The following is a 22,808-nucleotide window of genomic DNA, read 5'->3' as shown; positions in this document are numbered from 1 at the left end:
GCAGGAAGGTAGTCCAGCCCGGGCGGTGGTAGTCCCGGGGTAAGGGTGTAGGCCGAGGGGTAGGCAAATCCGTCCCTCATTAAGGCTGAGACCTGATGCCGAGCCGATTGTGGTGAAGTGGATGATCCTATGCTGTCGAGAAAAGCCTCTAGCGAGTTTCATGGCGGCCCGTACCCTAAACCGACTCAGGTGGTCAGGTAGAGAATACCGAGGCGTTCGGGTGAACTATGGTTAAGGAACTCGGCAAAATGCCCCCGTAACTTCGGGAGAAGGGGGCCATCACTGGTGATCGGACTTGCTCCGTGAGCTGGGGGTGGCCGCAGAGACCAGCGAGAAGCGACTGTTTACTAAAAACACAGGTCCGTGCGAAGCCGTAAGGCGATGTATACGGACTGACGCCTGCCCGGTGCTGGAACGTTAAGGGGACCGGTTAGTGACCTTTCGGGGTTGCGAAGCTGAGAACTTAAGCGCCAGTAAACGGCGGTGGTAACTATAACCATCCTAAGGTAGCGAAATTCCTTGTCGGGTAAGTTCCGACCTGCACGAATGGCGTAACGACTTCTCGACTGTCTCAACCATAGGCCCGGTGAAATTGCACTACGAGTAAAGATGCTCGTTTCGCGCAGCAGGACGGAAAGACCCCGGGACCTTTACTACAGTTTGATATTGGTGTTCGGTTCGGCTTGTGTAGGATAGGTGGGAGACTTTGAAGCAGCCACGCCAGTGGTTGTGGAGTCGCCGTTGAAATACCACTCTGGTCGTGCTGGATGTCTAACCTCGGTCCGTGATCCGGATCAGGGACAGTGTCTGATGGGTAGTTTAACTGGGGCGGTTGCCTCCCAAAGGGTAACGGAGGCGCCCAAAGGTTCCCTCAGCCTGGTTGGCAATCAGGTGTTGAGTGTAAGTGCACAAGGGAGCTTGACTGTGAGACCGACGGGTCGAGCAGGGACGAAAGTCGGGACTAGTGATCCGGCGGTGGCTTGTGGAAGCGCCGTCGCTCAACGGATAAAAGGTACCCCGGGGATAACAGGCTGATCTTCCCCAAGAGTCCATATCGACGGGATGGTTTGGCACCTCGATGTCGGCTCGTCGCATCCTGGGGCTGGAGTCGGTCCCAAGGGTTGGGCTGTTCGCCCATTAAAGCGGTACGCGAGCTGGGTTTAGAACGTCGTGAGACAGTTCGGTCCCTATCCGCTGTGCGCGTAGGAATATTGAGAAGGGCTGTCCCTAGTACGAGAGGACCGGGACGGACGAACCTCTGGTGTGCCAGTTGTCCTGCCAAGGGCATGGCTGGTTGGCTACGTTCGGGAGGGATAACCGCTGAAAGCATCTAAGCGGGAAGCCTGCTTCAAGATGAGTATTCCCACCTCCTTGAGAGGGTAAGGCTCCCAGTAGACGACTGGGTTGATAGGCCAGATGTGGAAGCCCGGTAACGGGTGAAGCTGACTGGTACTAATAGGCCGAGGGCTTGTCCTCAGTTGCTCGCGTCCACTGTGTTAGTTCTGAAGCAACGAACAGTTGCTGGTTTCTAGAGCTAGAACATAACTACAAAGTGTGCTTGTTCGCTCGAAACCGATAGGGTTTCGGTGGTCATAGCGTTAGGGAAACGCCCGGTTACATTCCGAACCCGGAAGCTAAGCCTTTCAGCGCCGATGGTACTGCAGGGGGGACCCTGTGGGAGAGTAGGACGCCGCCGAACAATCTTTCAAAGGACCCTTGGTCCAGCGTTCAACGCTGGACCAAGGGTCCTTTTTTATTTTCACCTCTTTACGCCGAAGCGCGGCCATGGGTTGGTTGCGCGAGAATGACTAGCGGTACCCCGAAGACAGGAGTCACACCCATGTCCAACTCTCCCGACGATCGTCCGGAGCGCGAGCCTCGGCGCAACGACGGCGGTGACAGGGGCGGCTACCGCGGGGGCCGTGACGACCGTGGTGGCGACCGTCCCCCGTTCCGTCGTGACGACCGTGGTGCCAGTGGTCGTCCCTCCGCCGGCGGTGGCGGCTTCCGTCGCGATGACCGTGGCGGGCGTCCCTCCGGCGGTGGCGGCGGCGGTGGTTTCCGTCGTGACGACCGTGGTGGCGACCGTCCGTCGTACCCCCGTCGTGACGATGACCGTGGTGGTCGTCCCTCCGGCGGCGGCGGCGGTGGCGGCTTCCGTCGCGATGACCGTGGTGGGGACCGTCCGTCCTTCCCGCGCCGTGACGACCGTGGTGGCGACCGTCCCTCGTACCCGCGCCGTGACGATGACCGTGGTGGTCGTCCCTCCGGCGGCGGTGGCGGTGGCGGCTTCCGTCGCGATGACCGTGGTGGGGACCGTCCGTCCTTCCCGCGTCGAGATGACCGTGGTGGCGACCGTCCGTCCTTCCCGCGTCGCGATGACCGTGGTGGGGACCGTCCGTCCTACCCGCGTCGCGATGACCGTGGTGGCGACCGTCCGTCGTACCCGCGCCGTGACGATGACCGTGGCGGTCGTCCCTCCGGCGGCGGTGGCGGCGGTGGTTTCCGCCGTGACGACCGTGGTGGGGACCGTCCGTCCTACCCGCGCCGTGACGACCGTGGTGGCGACCGTCCCTCGTACCCGCGCCGTGACGATGACCGTGGCGGTCGTCCCTCCGGCGGCGGTGGCGGCGGTGGTTTCCGCCGTGACGACCGCGGTGGGGACCGTCCGTCCTACCCGCGCCGCGATGACCGCGGTGGGGACCGTCCCTCGTACCCGCGCCGTGATGACGACCGTGGTGGGTTCCGTGGCGGCCGTGACGACCGTGGTGGGGACCGTCCGTCCTACCCGCGCCGCGATGACCGCGGTGGCGACCGTCCCTCGTACCCCCGTCGTGACGATGACCGTGGTGGTCGTCCCTCCGGCGGCGGTGGTGGGGACCGTCCGTCCTACCCGCGCCGTGACGACCGCGGTGGGGACCGTCCCTCGTACCCCCGTCGTGATGACGACCGTGGTGGGTTCCGTGGCGGCCGTGACGACCGTGGTGGGGACCGTCCGTCCTACCCGCGCCGCGATGACCGCGGTGGGGACCGTCCCTCGTACCCCCGTCGTGATGACGACCGTGGTGGGTTCCGTGGCGGCCGTGACGACCGTGGCGGCGACCGTCCGTCCTACCCGCGCCGTGACGACCGCGGTGGCGACCGTCCCTCGTACCCGCGCCGTGATGACGACCGTGGTGGGTTCCGTGGCGGCCGTGACGACCGTGGCGGCGACCGTCCCTCGTACCCCCGTCGTGACGACCGCGGTGGTGACCGTGGTGGCTACCGTGGTCGCGATGACCGTGGCGGCGACCGCGACTTCCGCGCCGACCGCGACCGGGACCCGGTCAAGCGGCTTCCGATCGACGAGGACGTCACCGGCCTCGAGATCGACGCCGATGTGCGCCAGGAGCTGCTGAGCCTGCCCAAGGGCCTGGCCGAAGAGGTTTCCAAGAACCTCGTCATGGTCGCGCGGCTGATCGACGAGGAGCCCGAGCAGGCTTACGCGTACTCGCGCATCGCCCTGCGTCTGGCCTCCCGCGTCGCCGCCGTGCGCGAGGCCGCCGGCTTCGCCGCGTACGCCACGCAGAAGTACAGCGAGGCCCTCGCGGAGTTCCGTGCCGCCAAGCGCATGACCGGCTCGGTCGAGCTGTGGCCCGTCATGGCCGACTGCGAGCGCGGCCTCGGCCGTCCGGAGCGGGCACTGGCCATGGCCGGCGAGCCCGAGGTGCAGAAGCTGGACAAGGCCGGCCAGGTCGAGATGCGTCTCGTCGCGGCCGGTGCCCGGCGCGACCAGGGCCAGCTGGAAGCGGCCATCGTGACCCTGCAGAGCCCGGAGCTGGCCTCCAGCTCCGTCCAGCCGTGGACCGCGCGCCTGCGCTACGCCTACGCCGACGCCCTGCTGGCGGCCGGCCGTGAGGACGAGGCGCGCGAGTGGTTCGGCAAGACGCTCGAGGCGGACAAGGACGGCGCCACCGACGCCTCCGACCGTCTCGCCGAGCTCGACGGAGTCGAATTCGTCGACGCCGCGGTCGACCTGTCCGACCTCGACGAGGACGAGGACGACGACGAGGACGCGGCGGAGATCGCCGCGGCCGAGCGCGCCTCCGACGTCGCCGAGTACTACGACGAGGACGACGAGGAGTACGAGCCCCTGGAGCAGTCCGGGGCCGACGCCGACGCCGACGCCGACGTCGAGGACGACAAGGCCTGAGGCACGGTGACATGAAGAAGGGCGGTACCCCGGTCGGGGTACCGCCCTTCTTCATGTCCGGAGGAGGTCAGCCCAGGCCGCGCAGGACCAGGCCGGTGGCCGGTTTCGGTCCGAAGGACGTGGACTTGCGGGGCATGGTGACGCCCTGGCGGGCCAGGTCCCGTACGACCTCCTCGCGTACCGGATGCAGCAGGACCGCCGTGCCGCCGTGCCGCTCGGCCATGGCGACGGTGGACTCCGCGTCGTGGATGTACGTGATCTGGTCGGGGGCGTCCGGGACGTGCCAGAGGGCGTCGAGCAGCGTCGAGTGCAGGACGGTGGCGTCCAGCCGGCGCCAGGCCTCGGGCCGGTCGTGGCGGACCGTGCTGTCGAGGAGCGCCAGGTCGGGGTCGGTGACCAGGTGGAAGGCGCCGTCGCCGGCGAGGAGGAAGGCGTTGCCGCGTTCGGCGGCGTCCGCGAGGGTGTCCAGGGCCAGGGGGAGCGGCCCGTCGACCGGCCGGACCCGGAAGCGGCCGTCGAGGGCGGCGAGGGCGTCCGCGACCGGCAGGCGGCGCAGCATGCGGTGGATGGCGCGGACCTGGAGCGGGTAGCGGGCGGTGTCCACGAGGAGGACCAGGCCGAAGTCCCACGGGGTGGGGGAGCCGTGCTCCTCCTGCAGGCGCAGATAGGTCGCCCAGCGGTGGTGTCCGTCGGCGATGAGGGCCTGGCGGTGGCTGAGGTCCGCCGTGACGGCGGCGAGTTCCACCGGGTCCGTGATGGCCCAGAGGCGGTGCTGGAAGCCGTCCTCGGTGGTGGTCGACAGGAGGGGTGCGCGCTGGGCGGTCCGCTCGACGACCGCGGCCGCTCCCGTGGCGGGGTCGTCGCCCCGGTAGGTGAGGAGCAGGGGTTCCAGGTTGGCGGAGGTGGCCCGCATCAGGCCGGCCCGGTCGGTGACGACGTCGGGCATGACGTCCTCGTGGGGGAGGACGATGCCGGCGTCGGCGGTGGACAGCGCGAGGGCGCCGATGACGCCGCGCTGCAGCACGCCGGCCCGGCGCTGCTCGTACACGTAGAGCGCGGGCTCGGGGTCGGCGGAGAGGATGCCCTCGGCGAGCCAGTGGTGCAGGGTGCGCGCGGCCTGTTCGTTGCGGGCGGCCGGGGTGCCGGCCTGCGGGAGGATCAGGCGGACGATGTTGTGCGGGTCGGCGGATTCGAGGTGGTCGACTCCGTCGGGGCGCACGACCACGTCGTACGGCGGCGAGGTGACGGCGGCGAGGCTGCCGACACGCTCGGGGACGTAGCGCAGGCCATGGAACGGGATCAGGCGCAGCCCATGGTCCGCGGTGCCAGATGTGGTCATTGGTGCATGGTAAGACGCGTCTCGCCATGCGGGATGATCGGGGCAGTACGGAATCGGACAAGATCGATCTCATGAGGAGCGGACAGGATGACCCGGCAGAGCAGGACCAGTCCCGCGGCGAGTGAGCAGAGTCTGCACCAGGCGTACGACACCGCTCTGCTGGACCTGGACGGGGTGGTGTACGCGGGCGGCGAGGCCATCGCCCACGCCGTGGAGTCCCTGGCGGCGGCCCGGGCCGACGGGATGCACCTCGCGTACGTCACGAACAACGCGCTGCGGACGCCGGACGCGGTCGCGGAGCACTTGGGCGAGCTGGGCATCCCGACGGAGGCGGGCGAGGTGATCACCTCGGCGCAGGCGGTGGCCCGGCTGATCGCGGAGCAGGTGGAGCCGGGGTCCAAGGTGCTGGTGATCGGCGGGGAAGGGCTGCGGGTCGCGCTGCGCGAGCGGGGTCTGGTGCCGGTGGACTCGGCCGAGGAGGAGGGCCTCGCGGCGGTCGTCCAGGGGTACGGGGGGCCCGACCTGCCGTGGGGGCGGTTCGCGGAGGCCTCGTACGCCATCAACCGCGGGGTGCCGTGGTTCGCGTCGAACACCGACCTGACGATTCCGGGGGCGCGGGGGATCGCGCCGGGCAACGGGGCTGCGGTGGAGGTCGTACGGATCGCCACGGGCGCGGAGCCGCAGGTGGCGGGCAAGCCGCTGCCCCCGATGCACCGGGAGACGGTGCTGCGGACCGGGGCGGAGCGGCCGCTGGTGGTCGGGGACCGGCTGGACACCGACATCGAGGGCGCCTTCAACGGGGAGGTGGACTCGCTGCTGGTGCTGACCGGGGTGACGGACGCGGAGCAGCTGCTGCGGGCGGAGCCCAGGCACCGGCCGACCTACGTGGACCGCGACCTGCGGGGGCTGTTGACCGGTCAGCCGGAGGTGGAGCCCTGCGCGGAGGGGTTCCGCTGCGGCGGCTGGACGGCGGTCGCGACGAACGGCGGCGTGCTGGAACTGCGCGCGGAGGAGGGGAACGAGGGCTCGGCCGGGGATCCGCTCGACGGTCTGCGGGCGCTGTGTGCGGCGGCCTGGACCGTGGCCGGGGACGGGGTCTGCACGCTGGACGCGGCGAAGGCGCTGGCCAGGCTGGGTCTTTAGGGGCATCCGGGGGATCCGCCCGTGCGGAGGGTAGGTTAGCCTAACCTGCGTGTTGGTCGAGAGTCCCCCTGAACCCGAACGGAGCGCGGAGCTCGAACAGGGCGCCGCAGCCTCCGTAACCCGCAAGCGCCATGCCGTGCGCGCCGCCGGTCTGCTTGCCGGCCTCGTGATGCTGGCCATGATCGCCGTCGTGAGCATCGCCGTGGGCGCCAAGCCGATGTCCCTGGACGAGGTCTGGCACGGCCTGTTCGCCTACGCGGGAACGCCCGCCGACGTGGTGGTGCGGGACCTGCGGATCCCGCGCACCCTGCTCGGGCTGATGGTCGGACTCGGACTCGGCCTGTCGGGTGCGGTGATGCAGGCGCTGGCCCGCAACCCGCTGGCCGAGCCCGGCATCCTCGGGGTCAACGCGGGTGCCGCGGCCGCCGTGGTCTCCGCGATCAGCTTCTTCGGAGCGAGCTCGCTGAGCGAGTTCGTGTGGTGGGCCTTCCTCGGCGCCGCCGTGGTCTCGGTCGTCGTGTACGTGCTCGGCGGCAGCCGCAGCGCGACGCCGGTGCGCCTCGCGCTCGCCGGTACGGCGGCCAGCGCCGCCCTGGTCGGCTACATCAACGCCGTGCAGCTGATGGACAGCAAGGCGCTGGACAAGCTGCGCTTCTGGACGGTGGGTTCGCTGGCCTCGGCCAACATGGACACCGTCCGGCAGGTGGCCCCCTTCCTGCTGCTCGGCGCGGTGCTCGCGCTGTCGCTGGGCCGGCCGCTCAACGCGATGGCCATGGGCGACGACACGGCACGGGCGCTCGGCGCGCACCTGACGCGGACCCGTATCGGCGCCATGATCGCCATCACCCTGCTGTGCGGGGCGGCGACCGCCGCGTGCGGGCCGATCGTGTTCATCGGGCTGATGGTCCCGCACCTGGTCCGGGCGTTCACCGGTCCGGACATGCGCTGGGTGCTCGCGTACTCGGCCGTCCTGTCGCCGGTCCTGCTGCTCGGCGCCGACATCGTCGGCCGGGTCGTCACCCGGCCCGCCGAACTGCAGGTCGGCGTCGTGACCGCGCTCATCGGCGGCCCGGTCTTCATCTACCTGGTTCGGCGCAAGAGGATGGCCCAGCTGTGACCGCGACCTCGACGTCGACCTCTCCCGAGAACGTGACGGCTGCCGGCACCGCCCGCAAGGGCCGCTCCGGATCCCGTCCGCTGCGCCTGCCCGGCGGGATCTCGCTGCGCGTCGAGCGGCGCGCAGCGGCCGTCGGGGTCCTGCTGACCGTCGCGGCCTTCGCGATGACCGTCGTACTCATCGGCACCGGCGACTTCCGGATCGCGCCGTGGGACGTCGTGCAGACCCTGCTGGGCAACGGCACCCCCGCCACCGACTTCATCGTCAACGACCTGCGCCTGCCGCGGGTCCTGGTCGCGCTGCTCGTCGGCGCGGCCCTCGGGATCTCCGGAGCCGTCTTCCAGTCGGTCTCCCGCAACCCGCTGGGCTCCCCGGACCTGCTCGGCTTCGGCTACGGCTCGGCGGTCGGCGCGCTCGTCGTCATCATCCTGTTCAAGGGCGGCGCCACCGAGGTGGCCGTCGGCGCGCTGGTCGGCGGCCTGCTGGCCGGAGCCGTCGTCTACCTGCTGGCGTACAAGCAGGGCATCCAGGGCTACCGGCTGGTGCTGGTCGGCATCGGCGTCTCCGCGATCCTCGTCGCCGTGATCCAGTACCTGATCACGAAGGCCCAGATGATCGAGGCCACCCGTGCCATGGTCTGGCTGACCGGTTCGCTGGCCGGCCGGGACTGGGCGCAGGTGTGGCCACTGCTCGCGGTGTGCGCGGTGCTCTTCCCGCTGGTCCTGGGACAGGGCCGGGCCCTGCGGATGATGGAGATGGGCGACGACGCCGCGTACGCCCTCGGGGTGCGGGTGGAGCGGACGCGTCTGCTGCTGATGCTCGCGGCGATCCTGCTCACCACCGCGTCGAGCGCCGCGGCCGGGCCCATCAGCTTCGTCGCGCTGGCCGCGCCGCAGCTGGCCCGGCGGCTGACCCGGTCGCCCGGCGGGAACCTGCTGAACGCCGCCCTGATGGGCTCGGTCCTGCTGATGGTGTCCGACTGGGCCTCGCAGCAGGCCTTCGGCGCCGACCAACTGCCGGTGGGCGTGGTGACCGGCCTCGTCGGCGGCGTCTACCTGCTCTGGCTGCTCGTCACCGAGCGCAAGGCCGGACGTATATGAGTGCGACGACTGCGACGTATCGCGACATGAGGAGTACGCAAGTGCAGCGGCTGACCGCGGAGAACGTGACCCTCGGCTACGACCAGCGGGTCATCGCCGAGAACCTGTCGGTGGAGATCCCGGACAACTCCTTCACGGTGATCGTCGGCCCCAACGCCTGCGGCAAGTCCACGCTGTTGCGGGCCCTGTCGCGGATGCTGAAGCCGTCCGCCGGGCGGGTGCTGCTGGACGGGCAGGCCATCGGCTCGATGCCCGCGAAGAAGGTCGCCAAGACGCTGGGCCTGCTCCCGCAGTCCTCGATCGCGCCGGACGGCATCACGGTGGCCGACCTGGTCTCGCGCGGCCGCTACCCGCACCAGGGACTGCTGCGGCAGTGGTCGGCGCAGGACGAGCGGGTCGTGAACGAGTCGATGGCCTCGACCGGGGTCGCCGAGCTCGCCGACCGGGCCGTGGACGAACTGTCGGGCGGGCAGCGGCAGCGCGTGTGGATCGCGATGGCGCTGGCGCAGCAGACCCCGCTGCTGCTGCTCGACGAGCCGACGACGTACCTGGACATCCAGCACCAGATCGACGTGCTGGACCTGTGCGCGGAGCTGCACGAGAACCAGGGACGCACGCTCGTCGCGGTGCTGCACGACCTCAACCACGCGGCCCGGTACGCCACGCACCTGATCGCGATGCGGGGCGGGAAGGTCGTCGCGCAGGGGGCGCCCCAGGAGGTGGTCACCGCGGAGCTCGTGGAGGAGGTGTTCGGGCTGCGCTGCCAGATCATCGACGACCCGGAGACGGGGACGCCGCTGGTGATTCCGGCGGCACGCAAGGCCCGCGTGGTGGCCCGGGCCGAGTAGCCCCCGCGGGCCGTCCGGCTCCCGCACCGGGGTTGCCGGTGCGGGCCGGGAGGGTGCCGGCCGGGGGAGAGAGGCCCTTGGAGGCCGGCGCCCGGCTTAGAGCATGCTCTTGAGGCGGAGGAGGTCGCGGAAGCCGGCTTCCAGGCGGACCCGGCCGGAGGCCCAGGCCTTCGCGAACTTCAGCTCGCCCGCGACGAGCGCCACGAGGTCGTCGCCGGTCATCGCGAGGCGGATCTCCGCCTTCGCGGCCGGCGGCCCCGGGGCGACCGCGTCCACCTGGATCCGGCCCGTTTCCAGGCGGCCCGTGAACGTCTGGTCCAGGTCCGTGATGTGGCAGCTCAGGGAGCGGTCGAAGGCGGCCGCGCCGCGTACGCCTTCGTCGGCCCGAGCGAGGTTGTCGGAGAGTTTGTCGAGTGCTGCGCGGCACTCCTGGATCGTAGCCATCGTGATCACGACCGTACCGCAGAGCCATACGTGGTCGCCGGGCGCTTCGAGGTAGCGTCGGGGCATGACCGACGAACCAGCCGAGCCCGGGGCCGGGGCCGGGGCCGGGCCCGAAGGCACCGCCGAGTCCGCAGAACCCGCCGAGCCCGCGGGGCCCGCCCCGCTGGGCGTCGTACGCACGTCCACCGGCCACTCCGGCGTGGACGCGCACCTGGCGCGGCTGGCGGACGCGGACCACCTCGCGGCGGACGGGCACGTCGAGGTGTACGAGGATGTCCACAGGGGGCTGCGCGAGGCGCTGAGCGCGCTGGACGCACCGCCCGTCCCCGGTCCGTACGAAAACAGGAGCTGAACCGAACGTGGCAGGAGTGGCACGCCGCCGCCTGGACGCCGAACTGGTACGCCGCAGCATGGCCCGCTCGCGAGAGCACGCCGCACAGCTGATCGCCGCGGGCCGGGTGACGGTGGGAGGCAACACCGCGACCAAGGCGGCCACCCAGGTCGAGACCAGCGCGGCCCTCGTGGTCCTCAAGGACGACAGCGATCCGGACTACGTGTCGCGGGGCGGACACAAGCTGGCCGGCGCGCTCGCCGCCTTCCGGCCGCAGGGGCTGCTCGTCGAGGGCCGCCGGGCGCTGGACGCGGGCGCCTCGACCGGCGGGTTCACCGATGTGCTGCTGCGCTCGGGGGTGGCCCACGTCATGGCCGTGGACGTCGGTTACGGACAGCTGGCCTGGTCGCTGCAGAGCGACGACCGGGTCACGGTCAAGGACCGTACGAACGTCCGCGAGCTGACGGTGGAGCAGCTCGACGGGGTTCCGGTCGACCTGGTCGTCGGCGACCTGTCGTTCATCTCCATCGGCCTGGTGCTGCCGGCGCTGGTGCGCTGCTGCGCGCCGGACGCCGACCTGGTGCTGATGGTCAAGCCGCAGTTCGAGGTCGGCAAGGACCGGCTGGGGAGCGGCGGCGTGGTGCGCAGCCCGGAGCTGCGTGCGGAGGCGGTGCGCGAGGTCGCGGCGCAGGCGGCGAAGCTGGGGCTGGGCGTTCTCGGTGTGACGGCGAGTCCGCTGCCGGGGCCGTCGGGCAACGTCGAGTACTTTCTGTGGCTGCGGGCGGGGGCACCGGCACTCGACCCGGCGGATGTTGACCGTGCAGTGGCGGAGGGGCCGCAGTGACAGATTCATCGGTTTCGGTTTCGGGTTCAGGGGTTTCGGGGGAGGGGCGGACGGTCTTCCTGCTCGCGCACACCGGGCGGCCGGCGGCCATCCGCAGCGCCGAGCTGGTCGTGCAGGGCCTGCTGAGGTGCGGGCTGCGCGTACGCGTCATGGAGCACGAGGCGGTGGACCTGCCGCTGCCGCGCGAGGTGGAGCTGGTCACCGAGTTCACCCCGGGCGCGCTCGACGGGTGCGAGCTGCTGATCGTCCTGGGCGGCGACGGAACCCTGCTGCGCGGGGCGGAGTTCGCGCGGGCCTCGGGGGTGCCGATGCTGGGCGTCAACCTGGGCCGGGTGGGCTTCCTCGCCGAGGCCGAGCGCGACGACCTGGACAAGGTCGTGGACCGGGTGGTGACGCGCTCGTACGAGGTTGAGGAGCGGATGACCCTCGACGTGATCGTGCGCACGAACGGCGATGTGGTCCACCGGGACTGGGCGCTGAACGAGGCTGCGGTCCAGAAGGTGTCCCCGGAGCGGATGCTCGAGGTGGTCCTGGAGATCGACGGGCGCCCGGTGACCGGCTTCGGCTGTGACGGGATCGTCTGCGCGACTCCGACGGGCTCCACGGCCTACGCATTCTCCGCGGGCGGGCCGGTGGTCTGGCCCGAGGTGGAGGCGCTGCTGATGGTGCCGATCAGCGCGCACGCGCTGTTCGCGAAGCCGCTGGTGACCTCGCCGACCTCGGTCCTGGCGGTGGAGGTGCAGAACGGCACTCCGCACGGCGTGCTGTGGTGCGACGGCCGGCGGACGCTGGAGCTGCCCGCCGGGGCGCGGGTGGAGGTGCGGCGGGGCGCGGTGCCCGTGCGGCTCGCCCGGCTGCACCACGCGTCCTTCACGGACCGGCTCGTCGCGAAGTTCGCGCTGCCGGTGTCGGGTTGGCGTGGGGCGCCGCACTGAGGGACCGGCGGCACCCCCCTAATAGCACATGCGTTCGTAGAACTCGGGACGGGTGACGTCACATGGCACCCATGAAACCTCGGTATCGTCGTCCCGTGCTTGAGGAGATGCGGATACGGTCGCTCGGGGTCATCGACGACGCGGTGGTCGAGCTGTCGCCCGGTTTCACCGCGGTGACCGGCGAGACCGGTGCGGGCAAGACGATGGTCGTCACCAGCCTCGGGCTGCTGCTCGGCGGTCGCGCCGACCCGGCCCTCGTACGGATCGGGGCCAAGGCCGCGGTCGTCGAGGGCCGCATCGTCTTGCGCCCGGGCGCCCCCGCCGCCGTACGCGCCGAGGAGGCCGGGGCCGAGCTCGACGACGGCGCCCTGCTGATCAGCCGGACCGTGTCCGCCGAGGGCCGCTCGCGCGCCCACGTCGGCGGCCGCTCCGTGCCCGTCGGCCTGCTCGGCGAGCTCGCCGACGACCTGGTCGCCGTACACGGGCAGACCGATCAGCAGGGGCTGCTGCGCCCGGCCAGGCAGCGGCAGGCGCTCGACCGGTACGCCGGGGACGCCGTCGCCGTCCCGCTGGAGAAGTACGGCTCGGCCCACCGCAGGCTCCGCGCGGTCGCCGTCGAGCTCGAGGAGATCACCACCCGGGCCCGGGAACGGGCCCAGGAGGCGGACCTGCTGCGCTTCGGGCTGGACGAGATCGCCGCCGTGGAACCGGTGGCCGGTGAGGACACCGAGCTCGCCGCCGAGGCGGAGCGGCTCGGACACGCCGAATCGCTGGCCTCGGCGGCGCAGCTGGCGCACGCCGCGCTCGCGGGCAACCCCGAGGACCCGGAGGCCATCGACGCGAACATGCTCGTCGCGGGCGCGCACCGGGCGCTGGAGTCCGTACGGTCGCACGACCCGGCGCTGGGCGCGCTCGCCGAACGGATCGGCGAGCTGGGCATCCTGCTATCCGACGTGGCCGGGGAGCTGGCGGGCTACGCCGACGACCTGGACGCCGATCCGCTGCGGCTGGCCGCCGTGGAGGAGCGGCGGGCCGCCCTGACCCAGCTGACCCGCAAGTACGGCACCGCCGGCACCGTGGACGCCGTACTGGAGTGGGCCGAACAGGGCGCGGCGCGGCTGCTGCAACTGGACGGCGACGACGAGCGGATCACCGAGCTGACCGCCGAGCGCGACGGCCTGCGCGACGAACTGTCGCTGCTGGCACAGGCGTTGACGGACGCCCGGACCGAGGCCGCGACACGGTTCGCCTCCGCGGTGACGGAGGAGCTGGCCTCGCTGGCGATGCCGCACGCCCGGGTGACCATCGACATCCGGCAGGCCGAGGACCCCGACGGCGTGGTCGTGGACGGCCGCCCGGTCGCCTACGGACCTTCGGGTGCCGACGAGGTCGAACTGCTGCTGGCCCCGCACCCCGGCGCACAGCCGCGGCCGATCGCCAAGGGCGCCTCGGGCGGTGAGCTCTCCCGGGTGATGCTGGCCGTGGAGGTCGTCTTCGCGGGCTCCGACCCGGTGCCCACCTACCTCTTCGACGAGGTCGACGCGGGCGTCGGCGGCAAGGCGGCGGTCGAGGTGGGCCGGCGGCTGGCGAAGCTGGCCAGGACGGCGCAGGTCGTGGTCGTCACGCACCTGCCGCAGGTGGCTGCCTTCGCGGACCGGCAGCTGCTCGTCGAGAAGACCAACGACGGCTCGGTCACCCGCAGCGGTGTCACCGTGCTGGAGGGCGAGGACCGCATCCGCGAGCTGTCGCGCATGCTGGCCGGACACGAGGACTCGGTCTCGGCGCGGGCACACGCCGAGGAACTGCTGGCGGCGGCGCGCGCGGACGCGTGAGGCGATCCGGCGCATGGGGTCACGAGGCGCCGGGAGGGCCCGGAACGCACGGCGTTCCGGGCCCTCGGCCGTCTCCGGGACGAGGCGGCGATAGTCCGTGTGGGTGAGGCTGGCGAGCGTCCTGCGGTATCTCGTACGGGATCCGCACCCGTATGGTCCCGGAACGCGCGTGCGGACTGGCATCCTTGGCGACGTCTCTGACTCCCTCACCCTGGAGCTTCGGCCCGTGAGCAGCTCCCCGGTCTCCACCCCCTTCCCGTCCCAGCCCTACGGCCGGCCGCCGCTGCGCACCGTGCAGGTCCTCGGCGGCGGTGCGGGCGCGGGCAGCAACGCCCACGTACGATCGCTCGCGACCGGGCTCGCCGCGCGCGGCGTACGGGTCACGGTGTGCGCGCCCGTCCAGGCGGAGGGGGAGTACGACTTCACCGGCGCCGGGGCGCAGTTCGCGCCCGACGCGGTCAGCGTGCTGCGGGCCGCGTGCGCCGGAGCCGACCTCGTGCACGCGCACGGCGTGCGCGCCGGGATGCGCGCCGCGCTGGCCATGCGCGGGCGCCGGGTGCCGCTGGTGGTGAGCTGGCACGGCGAGGGCCCCACGGCGGCCGGTGCGCTGGGCCGGCTGAGCCGCATGCTGGAACGGCACGTCGCGCGGGCCGCGGCGGTGGTGCTCGGGGCCTCCTCCGATCAGGTGGACCTCGCGCGCCTGAGGGGCGCCAGGGACGCGCGGCTGGCCCCGGTGGCGGTCCCGGTGGGCCCGGAGGGCCCGGAGGCCGCGGCCGACCCCGGCAAGGTGCGGGCGGACCTCGGAGCGGTGGAGCGGCCGCTGCTGATCGCGGTCGGCAGCCTGGTGCCGCACCGGGGGTACTCCGTACTGCTCGACGCGGCACGGGAGTGGCGCGGCCTGGACCCGGTGCCGCTGCTGGTGATCGCGGGGGAGGGGCCGCTACGGGCCGAACTCTCGCGGCGGATCGAGGCGGAGGGGCTCCCGGTACGGCTGCTGGGGCGCCGCAAGGACGCGGCGCAGCTGCTGGCGGCGGCGGACCTGGCGGTGCTGCCGAGCCGGTGGGAGGCGCGGGCCCTGCTCGCGCAGGAGGCGCTGCGGGTGGGCGTACCGCTGGTGGCCACGGAGGTGGGCGGTGTGCCGGAGCTGGTGGGCGAGGGCGCGGTGCTGGTCCCGCCGGGGGAGGCGCGGGCGCTCGCCTCGGCCGTGACCGGCCTGCTGGCCGATCCGGACCGCAGGGCGGCGCTGGCGGCCGCGGGGCGCGTCCAGGCCGCGACGTGGCCGTCGGAGGACGACACGGTCGCTCAGGTCCTGTCGGTCTACGACGAACTGATGGAACGGACCCGCCGCTAGCCTCCCGGCGGGGCAGCGCCGTGCCGTGGCGCGCCGCCGCTCCGGGGGCGCTGCCCCCGCACCCCCGCGCCTCAATCGCCGGCGGGGCTTGATTCGGCCGCGCTGCGTTGTCGTGTGCCGCCTGGTTTCCGTCCGGGCGGAGCCCGGGGAACGGCGTCAGGAAAGGGTGTGGCGCCGGGCGCGGAGGGCCAGGCTCAGGGAGAGGACCGTCTCCGGGTCGTCCAGGTCCGTGCCCAGCAGCTCCGAGATGCGCGCCAGGCGGTTGTAGAGGGTCTGGCGGTTCAGATGGAGCTCACGGGCCGTCTCCGCCTTGCGGCCCGCGTGGGCCAGGTACGTCTCCAGCGTGGGCAGGAGAGGGGGCCGCGACGTCGTGTCGTGCGTGCGCAGCGGGCCGATCGCGCGGTCCACGAAGGCCGCCAGGTCGGGGTGTTCGCGCAGCCGCCACAGCAGCAGGTCGATGTCCAGGCGGCGGGCGTCGTACCAGGGGAGTGAAGGCAGGCCGTGGGCCGCGGTCGCGGTCTCCGCGGCGTGCCGCAGGCCCGCCGAGGCGGCCGCCCAGCCGCCCGCCACGCCGACGACCACCACCGGCGGGGCGTCCGCGCGGTCCAGGCCAGCGCGTTCGACGCCCGCCCGCAGCGCCGCCGAGACCCGGTCCGCCACGGCCGCGCGCTCCGGCTCCGTGCGCAGGGAGACCAGCAGCGGGACCCGGCCCTCGACCGGGCGGACGCCCAGCAGGACCGGCACCCCGACGGACGCCAGCTCCTCCAGCACCGCACGGGCCAGCACGGCCCAGTTGCCGGACGGGCCGAGGTCCGAGGAGAGCCGCATGACCACCGGCAGCAGCGCGCCGCCGGCCGGCTTGAAGCCCAGGACGCGGGCCTGCGCCGGGGCGTCCTCCGCCGAGATGCGGCCCTCGGCGAGGTCCGTCAGGAAGTCGCCGCGCCCGCGCGCCGCCAGCTCGTCCTCCTGCCGCGCCTGCATCAGGACGACGGCCAGGACGCCGGCCGTGCGTTCGGCGGCCATCCGGTGCACCGGGAGCAGCGGGGCCGAGACGCCGACCAGGACGACCCGGGCCCGTACCGAGCCGGTGCCGTGGCCCCCGCCCGGTACGTCGACCACCACCGTGTTCGCGGAGGGCTCGGCCTCGCGCTGGCCCCGTAGGCCCTCCCACACCTGGAGCGGGTCCGCGCCCGCGTCCCCGGCCGCGCTGCCGGCCGCGTACAGGAGCTGTCCGTCGGGGGTCTCCAGGAAGACCGGATTGCCGGTGAAGTCGGCGAGGATCCGCAGGACCTGCGGGATGCCCCCGCCGCCCAACAGGGCCTCCGTGCACCGGCGGTGCACCTCCTCGGCGCGCTGGAGCAGGGCGTAGTGGTGGTTGACGATCTCGGTGTGGACCTCCTCCGTGACCGCCACGAAGGGGACCTCCCGGTGCAGCTGGACCAGGGGCAGCCCCGCGGAGCGCGCCGTCTCCACGATCGTCGCCGGCAGCCGGCTGAAGCGCGGCCCCAGTTCCACCACCAGCGCGGCGATCCCCCGGTCGGCGAGGCGGCGTACGAAGGCGCGCTGCTCGGCCGGCCGGGTGCCGAGGCCCAGCCCCGTGGTCAGCAGCAGCTCACCGCCCTTGAGCAGGGAGGCGATGTTCGGCACCTCGCCCGCGTGCACCCAGCGGACGGTCCGGCCCAGGCGGTCGGCGCAGGCCACCACCTCCGGCAGCCCGCTGCGCAGCCCCGGCAGCTCCAGTGCCCGCTGAACGGTGATACCGCCCTGGTTCTCCATAGCGCGGGACGCTACCGGCCGACCCGTCTCCATCGTCAGGCGGGCCGGATGTTGTGGTTGAAGCGGAAGATGTTGTCCGGGTCGTACTGGCGCTTCAACGCGCCCAGCCGGCGCATGTTCTCGGCTCCGAGGCCCGAGACCACCCGCTCGGTGCCCTCGTTCCCGGTGAAGTTCAGGTAGACCGCGCCGGTGCTCCAAGGCTGGACGTCGGCCCGGACGTCCTTGACCCACTGCCGGCAGCGCTCGTCGTCGGCCTCGTCCTCCCAGATCCCGAACGGGTGCACCGCCCAGGGCGAGTCGCGGTACGGCACCGGGTACTCGGCCGGGCCGGAGGCGATGGCGCCGCCCTGCGGGAAGACCAGGTGCTGGGTGCCGGTCGGCACGGGCATGGACCCGGCGCGGGCACAGAAGACGTCCACGAACTCGTCCGGAGCGCCGGTGAGGTACTCGGCCGACCAGTAGTTCCGCATCCCCGCCGGGTCGTCGATCATGCACTGGAGATCGGCGTACGGGATGGCCGTGACGATCTCCGACTCGTGGGGGATCGCCAGCAGCGGCCCGGCCAGCTCGCGCATCTCCTCCTCGGGGCCCGCGTACGTCAGCAGCGCCCCCGCCAGCAGCCGGCCGACCAGGTGCTGCGGGACGAACTCCTCGGGCGGGCCGGTCAGGTAGAGGGCGGCGCCCGAGGCCTCGGGCGGTGCGGCCTCGATGACGTCCCGGTACGTACGGACCACCTCGGGCCCGCGCTCCGGCAGGTACAGCAGGAACGCGATCGACATGGCGGGCAGTTCGTACAGCCGCAGGGTCAGCGAGGTGGCGATGCCGAAGTTCCCGCCGCCGCCGTGCAGCCCCCAGAACAGCTCCGGGTGCTCCTCGGTCGTCGCGTGGACGAGCTCGCCCTCGGCGGTGACCAGGTCCACGCCCAGCAGGTTGTCCACCGCCAGGCCGAACTTCCGGTCCAGCCAGCCGCTGCCGCCGCCCAGGACGTAGCCGCCGACGCCGGTGGTGGAGGCCCGGCCGCCGGTGGTCGCCAGGTGGTACGGCTCGCAGGCCCGGTCCAGGTGGCTCATCGTGGCCCCGCCCTCGATGTGGGCGGCCCCGGCGGCCGGATGGACCGTCACCTTGTGCATCCGCCGCAGGTCCACGACCAGGCCGCCGTCGTTGAGGGACATCCCGGCCACGCTGTGCCCGCCGCCGCGCACGGCGACGTTCAGGTCCAGCTCCCGCGCGAAGCGCACGGCGGTCACCACGTCCTCCGTGCTCTCGCACTGGGCGATGACGGCGGGCCTGCGGTCGATCATCGCGTTGAAGAGGGTCCGGGCCTCGTCGTATCCCGGATCCTCCGGGGCGAAGACCTCGCCGGACAGATCCTCGCGGAGCGCGGTCAGGGCCGCGCCCGCCTTCGACAGGGGAGCCATGGCTGCCCCCTTCCACCGGAGGGAGGGCATAGGACCCTTCCAGCGTAGGCGCGGACGATCACCGGGGCGCGGCGAGAAAGTCCGCGCCCCCGGCGAGCCGCCCGCTCACGGGCCGTCCGTCCGCCGTCAGCCGCCGTACGCCCCGCTGGCCGTCAGCCGCAGGGCCGTGTCGATCAGCGGAACGTGGCTGAACGCCTGCGGGAAGTTCCCGACCTGCCGCTGGAGCCGCGGGTCCCACTCCTCCGCGAGGAGACCCAGGTCGTTGCGGAGCGACAGCAGCCGTTCGAACAGCCGCCGTGCCTCGTCCACCCGCCCGATCATCGCCAGGTCGTCGGCCATCCAGAACGAGCAGGCCAGGAAGGCGCCCTCGTCGCCCTCGAGGCCGTCCACGCCGGCCTCCTCGCCCGCCGTCGGGTAGCGCAGGATGAAACCGTCGGGCGTGGACAGCTCGCGCTGGATCGCCTCGATGGTGCCGATGACCCGCTTGTCGTCCGGCGGCAGGAAGCCCATCTGCGGGATCAGCAGCAGGGAGGCGTCGAGCTCCTTCGACCCGTACGACTGGGTGAAGGTGTTGCGCTCCTTGTCGTAGCCCTTCTCGCACACGTCCTCGTGGATCTCGTCGCGCAGCTCGCGCCAGCGCTCCAGCGGGCCGTCCGCGTCCCCGCTCTCGATCAGCTTGATCGTGCGGTCCACGGCCACCCAGGCCATCACCTTGGAGTGGACGAAGTGGCGGCGCGGGCCGCGCACCTCCCAGATGCCCTCGTCGGGCTGGTCCCAGTGGGTCTCCAGGTACCGGATCAGCTTGAGCTGGAGCAGCGAGGCGTAGTCGCTGCGGGCGAGGCCGGTCATGTGGCCCAGGTGCAGGGCCTCGGTGACCTCGCCGTACACGTCGAGCTGGAGCTGGCCCGCGGCGCCGTTGCCGACGCGGACCGGGCGGGAGTTCTCGTATCCGGGCAGCCAGTCCAGCTCGGTCTCGCCGAGCTCCCGCTCGCCCGCGATCCCGTACATGATCTGGAGGTTCTCCGGGTCGCCGGCGACCGCGCGCAGCAGCCACTCGCGCCAGGCGCGGGCCTCCTCGCGGTAGCCGGTGCGCAGCAGCGAGGAGAGGGTGATGGCCGCGTCCCGCAGCCAGGTGTAGCGGTAGTCCCAGTTCCGGACGCCGCCGATCTCCTCCGGGAGGGAGGTGGTGGGCGCGGCGACGATCCCGCCCGTGGGGCCGTACGTGAGGGCCTTGAGGGTGATCAGGGAGCGGATCACGGCCTCCCGGTACGGCCCGTGGTACGTGCACTGCTCGACCCACTCGCGCCAGAACTCGGTGGTCGACTCCAGGGCCGCCTCGGCGTCGGGGGTCTCGGGCGCGTCGCGGTGCGAGGCCTGCCACGTGATGCTGAAGGCCTTCCGGTCCCCGGGCCCGACGGTGAAGTCGGAGTACGTCGTCAGGTCCTTGCCGTAGGTCTGCGCGTCGGCGTCCAGCCAGACCGAGTCGGGGCCGGCGACGGCCACGGTGCGCCCGTCGACCTTGTGCACCCAGGGCACGACCCGCCCGTAGCTGAAACGCATCCGCAGCGCCGAACGCATCGGCACCCGCCCGCTGATGCCCTCCACGATGCGGATCAGCTGCGGCGCGTGGTCCTCGCGCGGCGGCATGAAGTCGATCACGCGGACCCTGCCGCGCGGCGTGTCCCACTCCGACTCCAGCACCAGCGAGTCACCGCGGTAGCGGCGGCGGGTCGCATTCGGGGCCTCGGTACCCGCGGGGAACGACGGGCCGATCCGCCAGAACCCGTGGTCCTCGGTGCCGAGAATGCTCGCGAACACGGCATGCGAGTCGAAGCGTGGCAGGCACAGCCAGTCCACCGCCCCGTCCCGGCAGACCAGTGCCGCAGTCTGCATGTCCCCGATCAGTGCGTAATCCTCGATGCGCCCGGACACGTGCATCTCCAGTCGAACGGCCACGTCCGCCCCGAAGGGCGCTTGCATTGCGCGGTTGCGCGGTCTCCTGTGTGCAGGGATCTCCGCGTGAGCCCATGATTCCGTATATCGGCTCGGTTAGGCCGTCTGACGGACTGCCCGGCGGTGATGTGTGCAATATCCGAGCAGGATATGTCGGCACCCTAGTGATCTCCGTGAGCCCCGGAAGAATGCGGCTGGGCCGAACGGGTGAGCAGCGGGTATGCCGCCCCGGCGCACCCTCCCGCCCCCGGACGCGGAGTGCGCGCCGCGTGCCCGGAGGCGGACCGCCCCGGGCGCTGATAGGCTGGTACCCCGTGGACCGGTGGTCTGCCTGTGCGAATCAGGAGCCCCGAAACCGCAGCTTCGGCGCCCCCTGAGACCCCTCCGGATCGACGGTGGCCGGCGCCGGACGCACCTCACTTCGCGACCACGGGAGCCCCCTCTTGGCGATGCCGCCCAAATCCATGACGACCAAGCACATCTTCGTCACCGGGGGTGTCGCTTCCTCCCTCGGCAAGGGCCTGACGGCCTCCAGCCTGGGTGCGCTGCTGAAGGCGCGCGGTCTTCGGGTCACGATGCAGAAGCTCGACCCGTACCTGAACGTCGACCCCGGCACGATGAACCCGTTCCAGCACGGCGAGGTGTTCGTCACCAACGACGGCGCCGAGACCGACCTGGACATCGGCCACTACGAGCGCTTCCTCGACGTCGACCTCGACGGCTCGGCCAACGTCACCACCGGCCAGGTCTACAACACCGTCATCGCCAAGGAGCGCCGCGGCGAGTACCTCGGTGACACCGTGCAGGTCATCCCGCACATCACCAACGAGATCAAGCACCGGATCCGCCGCATGGCGACCGAGGACGTCGACGTCGTCATCACCGAGGTCGGCGGCACCGTCGGCGACATCGAGTCGCTGCCGTTCCTGGAGACCGTCCGCCAGGTCCGCCACGAGGTCGGCCGCGACAACGTCTTCGTCGTGCACATCTCACTGCTCCCCTACATCGGCCCCTCCGGTGAGCTCAAGACCAAGCCGACCCAGCACTCGGTCGCGGCCCTGCGCAACATCGGTATCCAGCCCGACGCCATCGTGCTGCGCGCCGACCGCGACGTCCCCACCTCCATCAAGCGCAAGATCTCGCTGATGTGCGACGTGGACGAGGCGGCCGTGGTCGCGGCCATCGACGCCAAGTCGATCTACGACATCCCGAAGGTGCTGCACACCGAGGGCCTGGACGCGTACGTCGTGCGCAAGCTCGACCTGCCCTTCCGCGACGTGGACTGGAGGGTCTGGGAGGACCTGCTCGACCGGGTCCACAACCCCGACCACGAGGTCAAGGTCGCGCTCGTCGGCAAGTACATCGACCTGCCCGACGCCTACCTGTCGGTGACCGAGGCGCTGCGCGCCGGCGGTTTCGCCAACAAGGCCCGGGTCCAGATCAAGTGGGTCACCTCCGACGACTGCAAGACCCCGGACGGCGCGGCTGCGGTGCTCGGCGACGTGGACGCGATCTGCGTGCCCGGCGGCTTCGGCGACCGCGGCGTCAACGGCAAGGTCGGCGCGATCACCTACGCCCGCGAGAACAGGATCCCGCTGCTCGGCCTGTGCCTGGGCCTGCAGTGCGTGGTCATCGAGGCCGCGCGCAACCTCGCGGGCATCGAGGACGCCAACTCCACCGAGTTCGACGCCTCCACCCCGCACCCGGTCATCTCGACCATGGAGGAGCAGCTGGCCTTCGTCGAGGGCGCGGGCGACCTGGGTGGCACCATGCGTCTGGGCATGTACCCGGCGAAGCTCGCCGAGGGCTCCATCGTGCGCGAGGTCTACGGCGACCAGGCGTACGTGGACGAGCGCCACCGCCACCGCTACGAGGTCAACAACGCCTACCGCGGCGAGCTGGAGAAGAAGGCCGGCATCGTCTTCTCCGGCACCTCCCCGGACAACAAGCTCGTGGAGTACGTCGAGTACCCGCGCGAGGTGCACCCCTACCTGGTGGCCACCCAGGCCCACCCGGAGCTGCGCTCGCGCCCGACGCGCCCCCACCCGCTGTTCGCGGGCCTGGTCAAGGCGGCCGTGGAGCGGCAGCAGTCCGCGAAGTGAGCGCCTGACCGCATAACGTAGACAGCCGGGGCACGAATCGTGCCCCGGCTGTCGCGTTCTCGGGGAAGGTATCGGCCATGGCC

General features: G+C 71.8%; 16 protein-coding genes, 2 rRNA genes and 1 pseudogene (1 of these 19 only partly in view). 14 read left to right on the top strand and 5 right to left on the bottom strand.

The features are described from left to right. The 4 genes and pseudogenes from OG753_RS12085 to OG753_RS12070 all read left to right on the top strand — a co-directional run. A 23S ribosomal RNA gene (locus tag OG753_RS12085) occupies positions 1 to 1,476 on the top strand (it extends 1,646 nt beyond the left edge of the window). Between the two features lie 106 nt (positions 1,477 to 1,582). Next, positions 1,583 to 1,699, top strand: a 5S ribosomal RNA gene (gene rrf, locus OG753_RS12080). A gap of 156 nt (positions 1,700 to 1,855) precedes the next feature. Next, positions 1,856 to 2,944 (top strand): annotated as a pseudogene (locus tag OG753_RS12075) (hypothetical protein); the annotation flags it as partial. Between the two features lie 435 nt (positions 2,945 to 3,379). Continuing rightward, the gene (locus tag OG753_RS12070) at positions 3,380 to 4,192 is read left to right on the top strand and encodes a hypothetical protein (RefSeq protein ID WP_405792618.1); all 813 of its coding nucleotides are present in this window, start codon (positions 3,380 to 3,382) and stop codon (positions 4,190 to 4,192) included. 67 nt (positions 4,193 to 4,259) lie between these two features. Here OG753_RS12070 and OG753_RS12065 read toward each other — a convergent pair whose 3' ends face one another. Further along, positions 4,260 to 5,531 (bottom strand): DUF1015 domain-containing protein, encoded by a 1,272-nt coding sequence (locus tag OG753_RS12065; protein ID WP_327261808.1) that lies wholly within the window; start codon positions 5,529 to 5,531, stop codon positions 4,260 to 4,262. 87 nt (positions 5,532 to 5,618) lie between these two features. Here OG753_RS12065 and OG753_RS12060 point away from each other — a divergent pair, with 87 nt between their 5' ends. The 4 genes from OG753_RS12060 to OG753_RS12045 are packed head-to-tail and all read left to right on the top strand — an operon-like array spanning position 5,619 to position 9,739. Further along, positions 5,619 to 6,674 carry an HAD-IIA family hydrolase gene (locus tag OG753_RS12060; RefSeq protein WP_327261807.1) on the top strand — a complete coding sequence of 352 codons (1,056 nt, stop codon included), beginning with the start codon at positions 5,619 to 5,621 and terminating at the stop codon, positions 6,672 to 6,674. 49 nt (positions 6,675 to 6,723) lie between these two features. Then, positions 6,724 to 7,791, top strand: a complete 1,068-nt coding sequence (locus OG753_RS12055) for a FecCD family ABC transporter permease (protein WP_405788393.1) — start codon at positions 6,724 to 6,726, stop codon at positions 7,789 to 7,791. 32 nt (positions 7,792 to 7,823) lie between these two features. Next, positions 7,824 to 8,891 carry an iron chelate uptake ABC transporter family permease subunit gene (locus OG753_RS12050; protein ID WP_327266710.1) on the top strand — a complete coding sequence of 356 codons (1,068 nt, stop codon included), beginning with the start codon at positions 7,824 to 7,826 and terminating at the stop codon, positions 8,889 to 8,891. Beyond that, the gene (locus OG753_RS12045) at positions 8,888 to 9,739 is read left to right on the top strand and encodes an ABC transporter ATP-binding protein (protein ID WP_383201462.1); all 852 of its coding nucleotides are present in this window, start codon (positions 8,888 to 8,890) and stop codon (positions 9,737 to 9,739) included. Before OG753_RS12050 ends, OG753_RS12045 begins: the two co-directional genes overlap by 4 nt. Before the next feature lie 96 nt (positions 9,740 to 9,835). On the opposite strand, the gene OG753_RS12040 is transcribed toward OG753_RS12045, so the two are convergent. Continuing rightward, the gene (locus OG753_RS12040) at positions 9,836 to 10,183 is read right to left on the bottom strand and encodes an SCP2 sterol-binding domain-containing protein (RefSeq protein WP_327266709.1); all 348 of its coding nucleotides are present in this window, start codon (positions 10,181 to 10,183) and stop codon (positions 9,836 to 9,838) included. A gap of 64 nt (positions 10,184 to 10,247) precedes the next feature. Between OG753_RS12040 and OG753_RS12035 the strand changes: the two genes are divergently transcribed. From OG753_RS12035 to OG753_RS12015, 5 genes are all read left to right on the top strand, one after another. Beyond that, positions 10,248 to 10,535: a hypothetical protein gene (locus OG753_RS12035; RefSeq protein WP_405788392.1), complete on the top strand. Its 288-nt coding sequence runs from the start codon at positions 10,248 to 10,250 to the stop codon at positions 10,533 to 10,535. A gap of 7 nt (positions 10,536 to 10,542) precedes the next feature. Continuing rightward, positions 10,543 to 11,358, top strand: coding sequence for a TlyA family RNA methyltransferase (locus OG753_RS12030; protein ID WP_327261804.1), 816 nt, complete (start codon positions 10,543 to 10,545; stop codon positions 11,356 to 11,358). After that, positions 11,355 to 12,293, top strand: coding sequence for an NAD kinase (locus OG753_RS12025; protein WP_405788391.1), 939 nt, complete (start codon positions 11,355 to 11,357; stop codon positions 12,291 to 12,293). The genes OG753_RS12030 and OG753_RS12025 overlap by 4 nt, the downstream gene beginning before the upstream one ends. 107 nt (positions 12,294 to 12,400) lie before the next feature. Continuing rightward, the gene (recN, locus tag OG753_RS12020) at positions 12,401 to 14,125 is read left to right on the top strand and encodes a DNA repair protein RecN (protein WP_327266708.1); all 1,725 of its coding nucleotides are present in this window, start codon (positions 12,401 to 12,403) and stop codon (positions 14,123 to 14,125) included. Positions 14,126 to 14,351: 226 nt separating this feature from the next. After that, positions 14,352 to 15,476, top strand: a complete 1,125-nt coding sequence (locus tag OG753_RS12015; RefSeq protein ID WP_405788390.1) for a glycosyltransferase family 4 protein — start codon at positions 14,352 to 14,354, stop codon at positions 15,474 to 15,476. A gap of 156 nt (positions 15,477 to 15,632) precedes the next feature. Here OG753_RS12015 and OG753_RS12010 read toward each other — a convergent pair whose 3' ends face one another. The 3 genes from OG753_RS12010 to OG753_RS12000 all read right to left on the bottom strand — a co-directional run bounded on the left by OG753_RS12010 (position 15,633) and on the right by OG753_RS12000 (position 20,626). Beyond that, the gene (locus OG753_RS12010) at positions 15,633 to 17,252 is read right to left on the bottom strand and encodes a PucR family transcriptional regulator (protein ID WP_405788389.1); all 1,620 of its coding nucleotides are present in this window, start codon (positions 17,250 to 17,252) and stop codon (positions 15,633 to 15,635) included. A 35-nt stretch (positions 17,253 to 17,287) separates the two neighbouring features. Next, positions 17,288 to 18,670 carry an FAD-binding protein gene (locus tag OG753_RS12005; RefSeq protein ID WP_405788388.1) on the bottom strand — a complete coding sequence of 461 codons (1,383 nt, stop codon included), beginning with the start codon at positions 18,668 to 18,670 and terminating at the stop codon, positions 17,288 to 17,290. 126 nt (positions 18,671 to 18,796) lie between these two features. Beyond that, positions 18,797 to 20,626, bottom strand: coding sequence for a glycoside hydrolase family 15 protein (locus OG753_RS12000; RefSeq protein WP_327261799.1), 1,830 nt, complete (start codon positions 20,624 to 20,626; stop codon positions 18,797 to 18,799). A gap of 446 nt (positions 20,627 to 21,072) precedes the next feature. Here OG753_RS12000 and OG753_RS11995 point away from each other — a divergent pair, with 446 nt between their 5' ends. Then, the gene (locus OG753_RS11995) at positions 21,073 to 22,725 is read left to right on the top strand and encodes a CTP synthase (protein WP_327261798.1); all 1,653 of its coding nucleotides are present in this window, start codon (positions 21,073 to 21,075) and stop codon (positions 22,723 to 22,725) included. The last annotated feature ends 83 nt before the right edge of the window (positions 22,726 to 22,808 follow it).

Source organism: Streptomyces sp. NBC_00029, assembly GCF_045160505.1.
In the GTDB taxonomy this organism is placed as follows: domain Bacteria; phylum Actinomycetota; class Actinomycetes; order Streptomycetales; family Streptomycetaceae; genus Streptomyces.
This window is presented reverse-complemented; position numbering and strand designations above follow the sequence as displayed.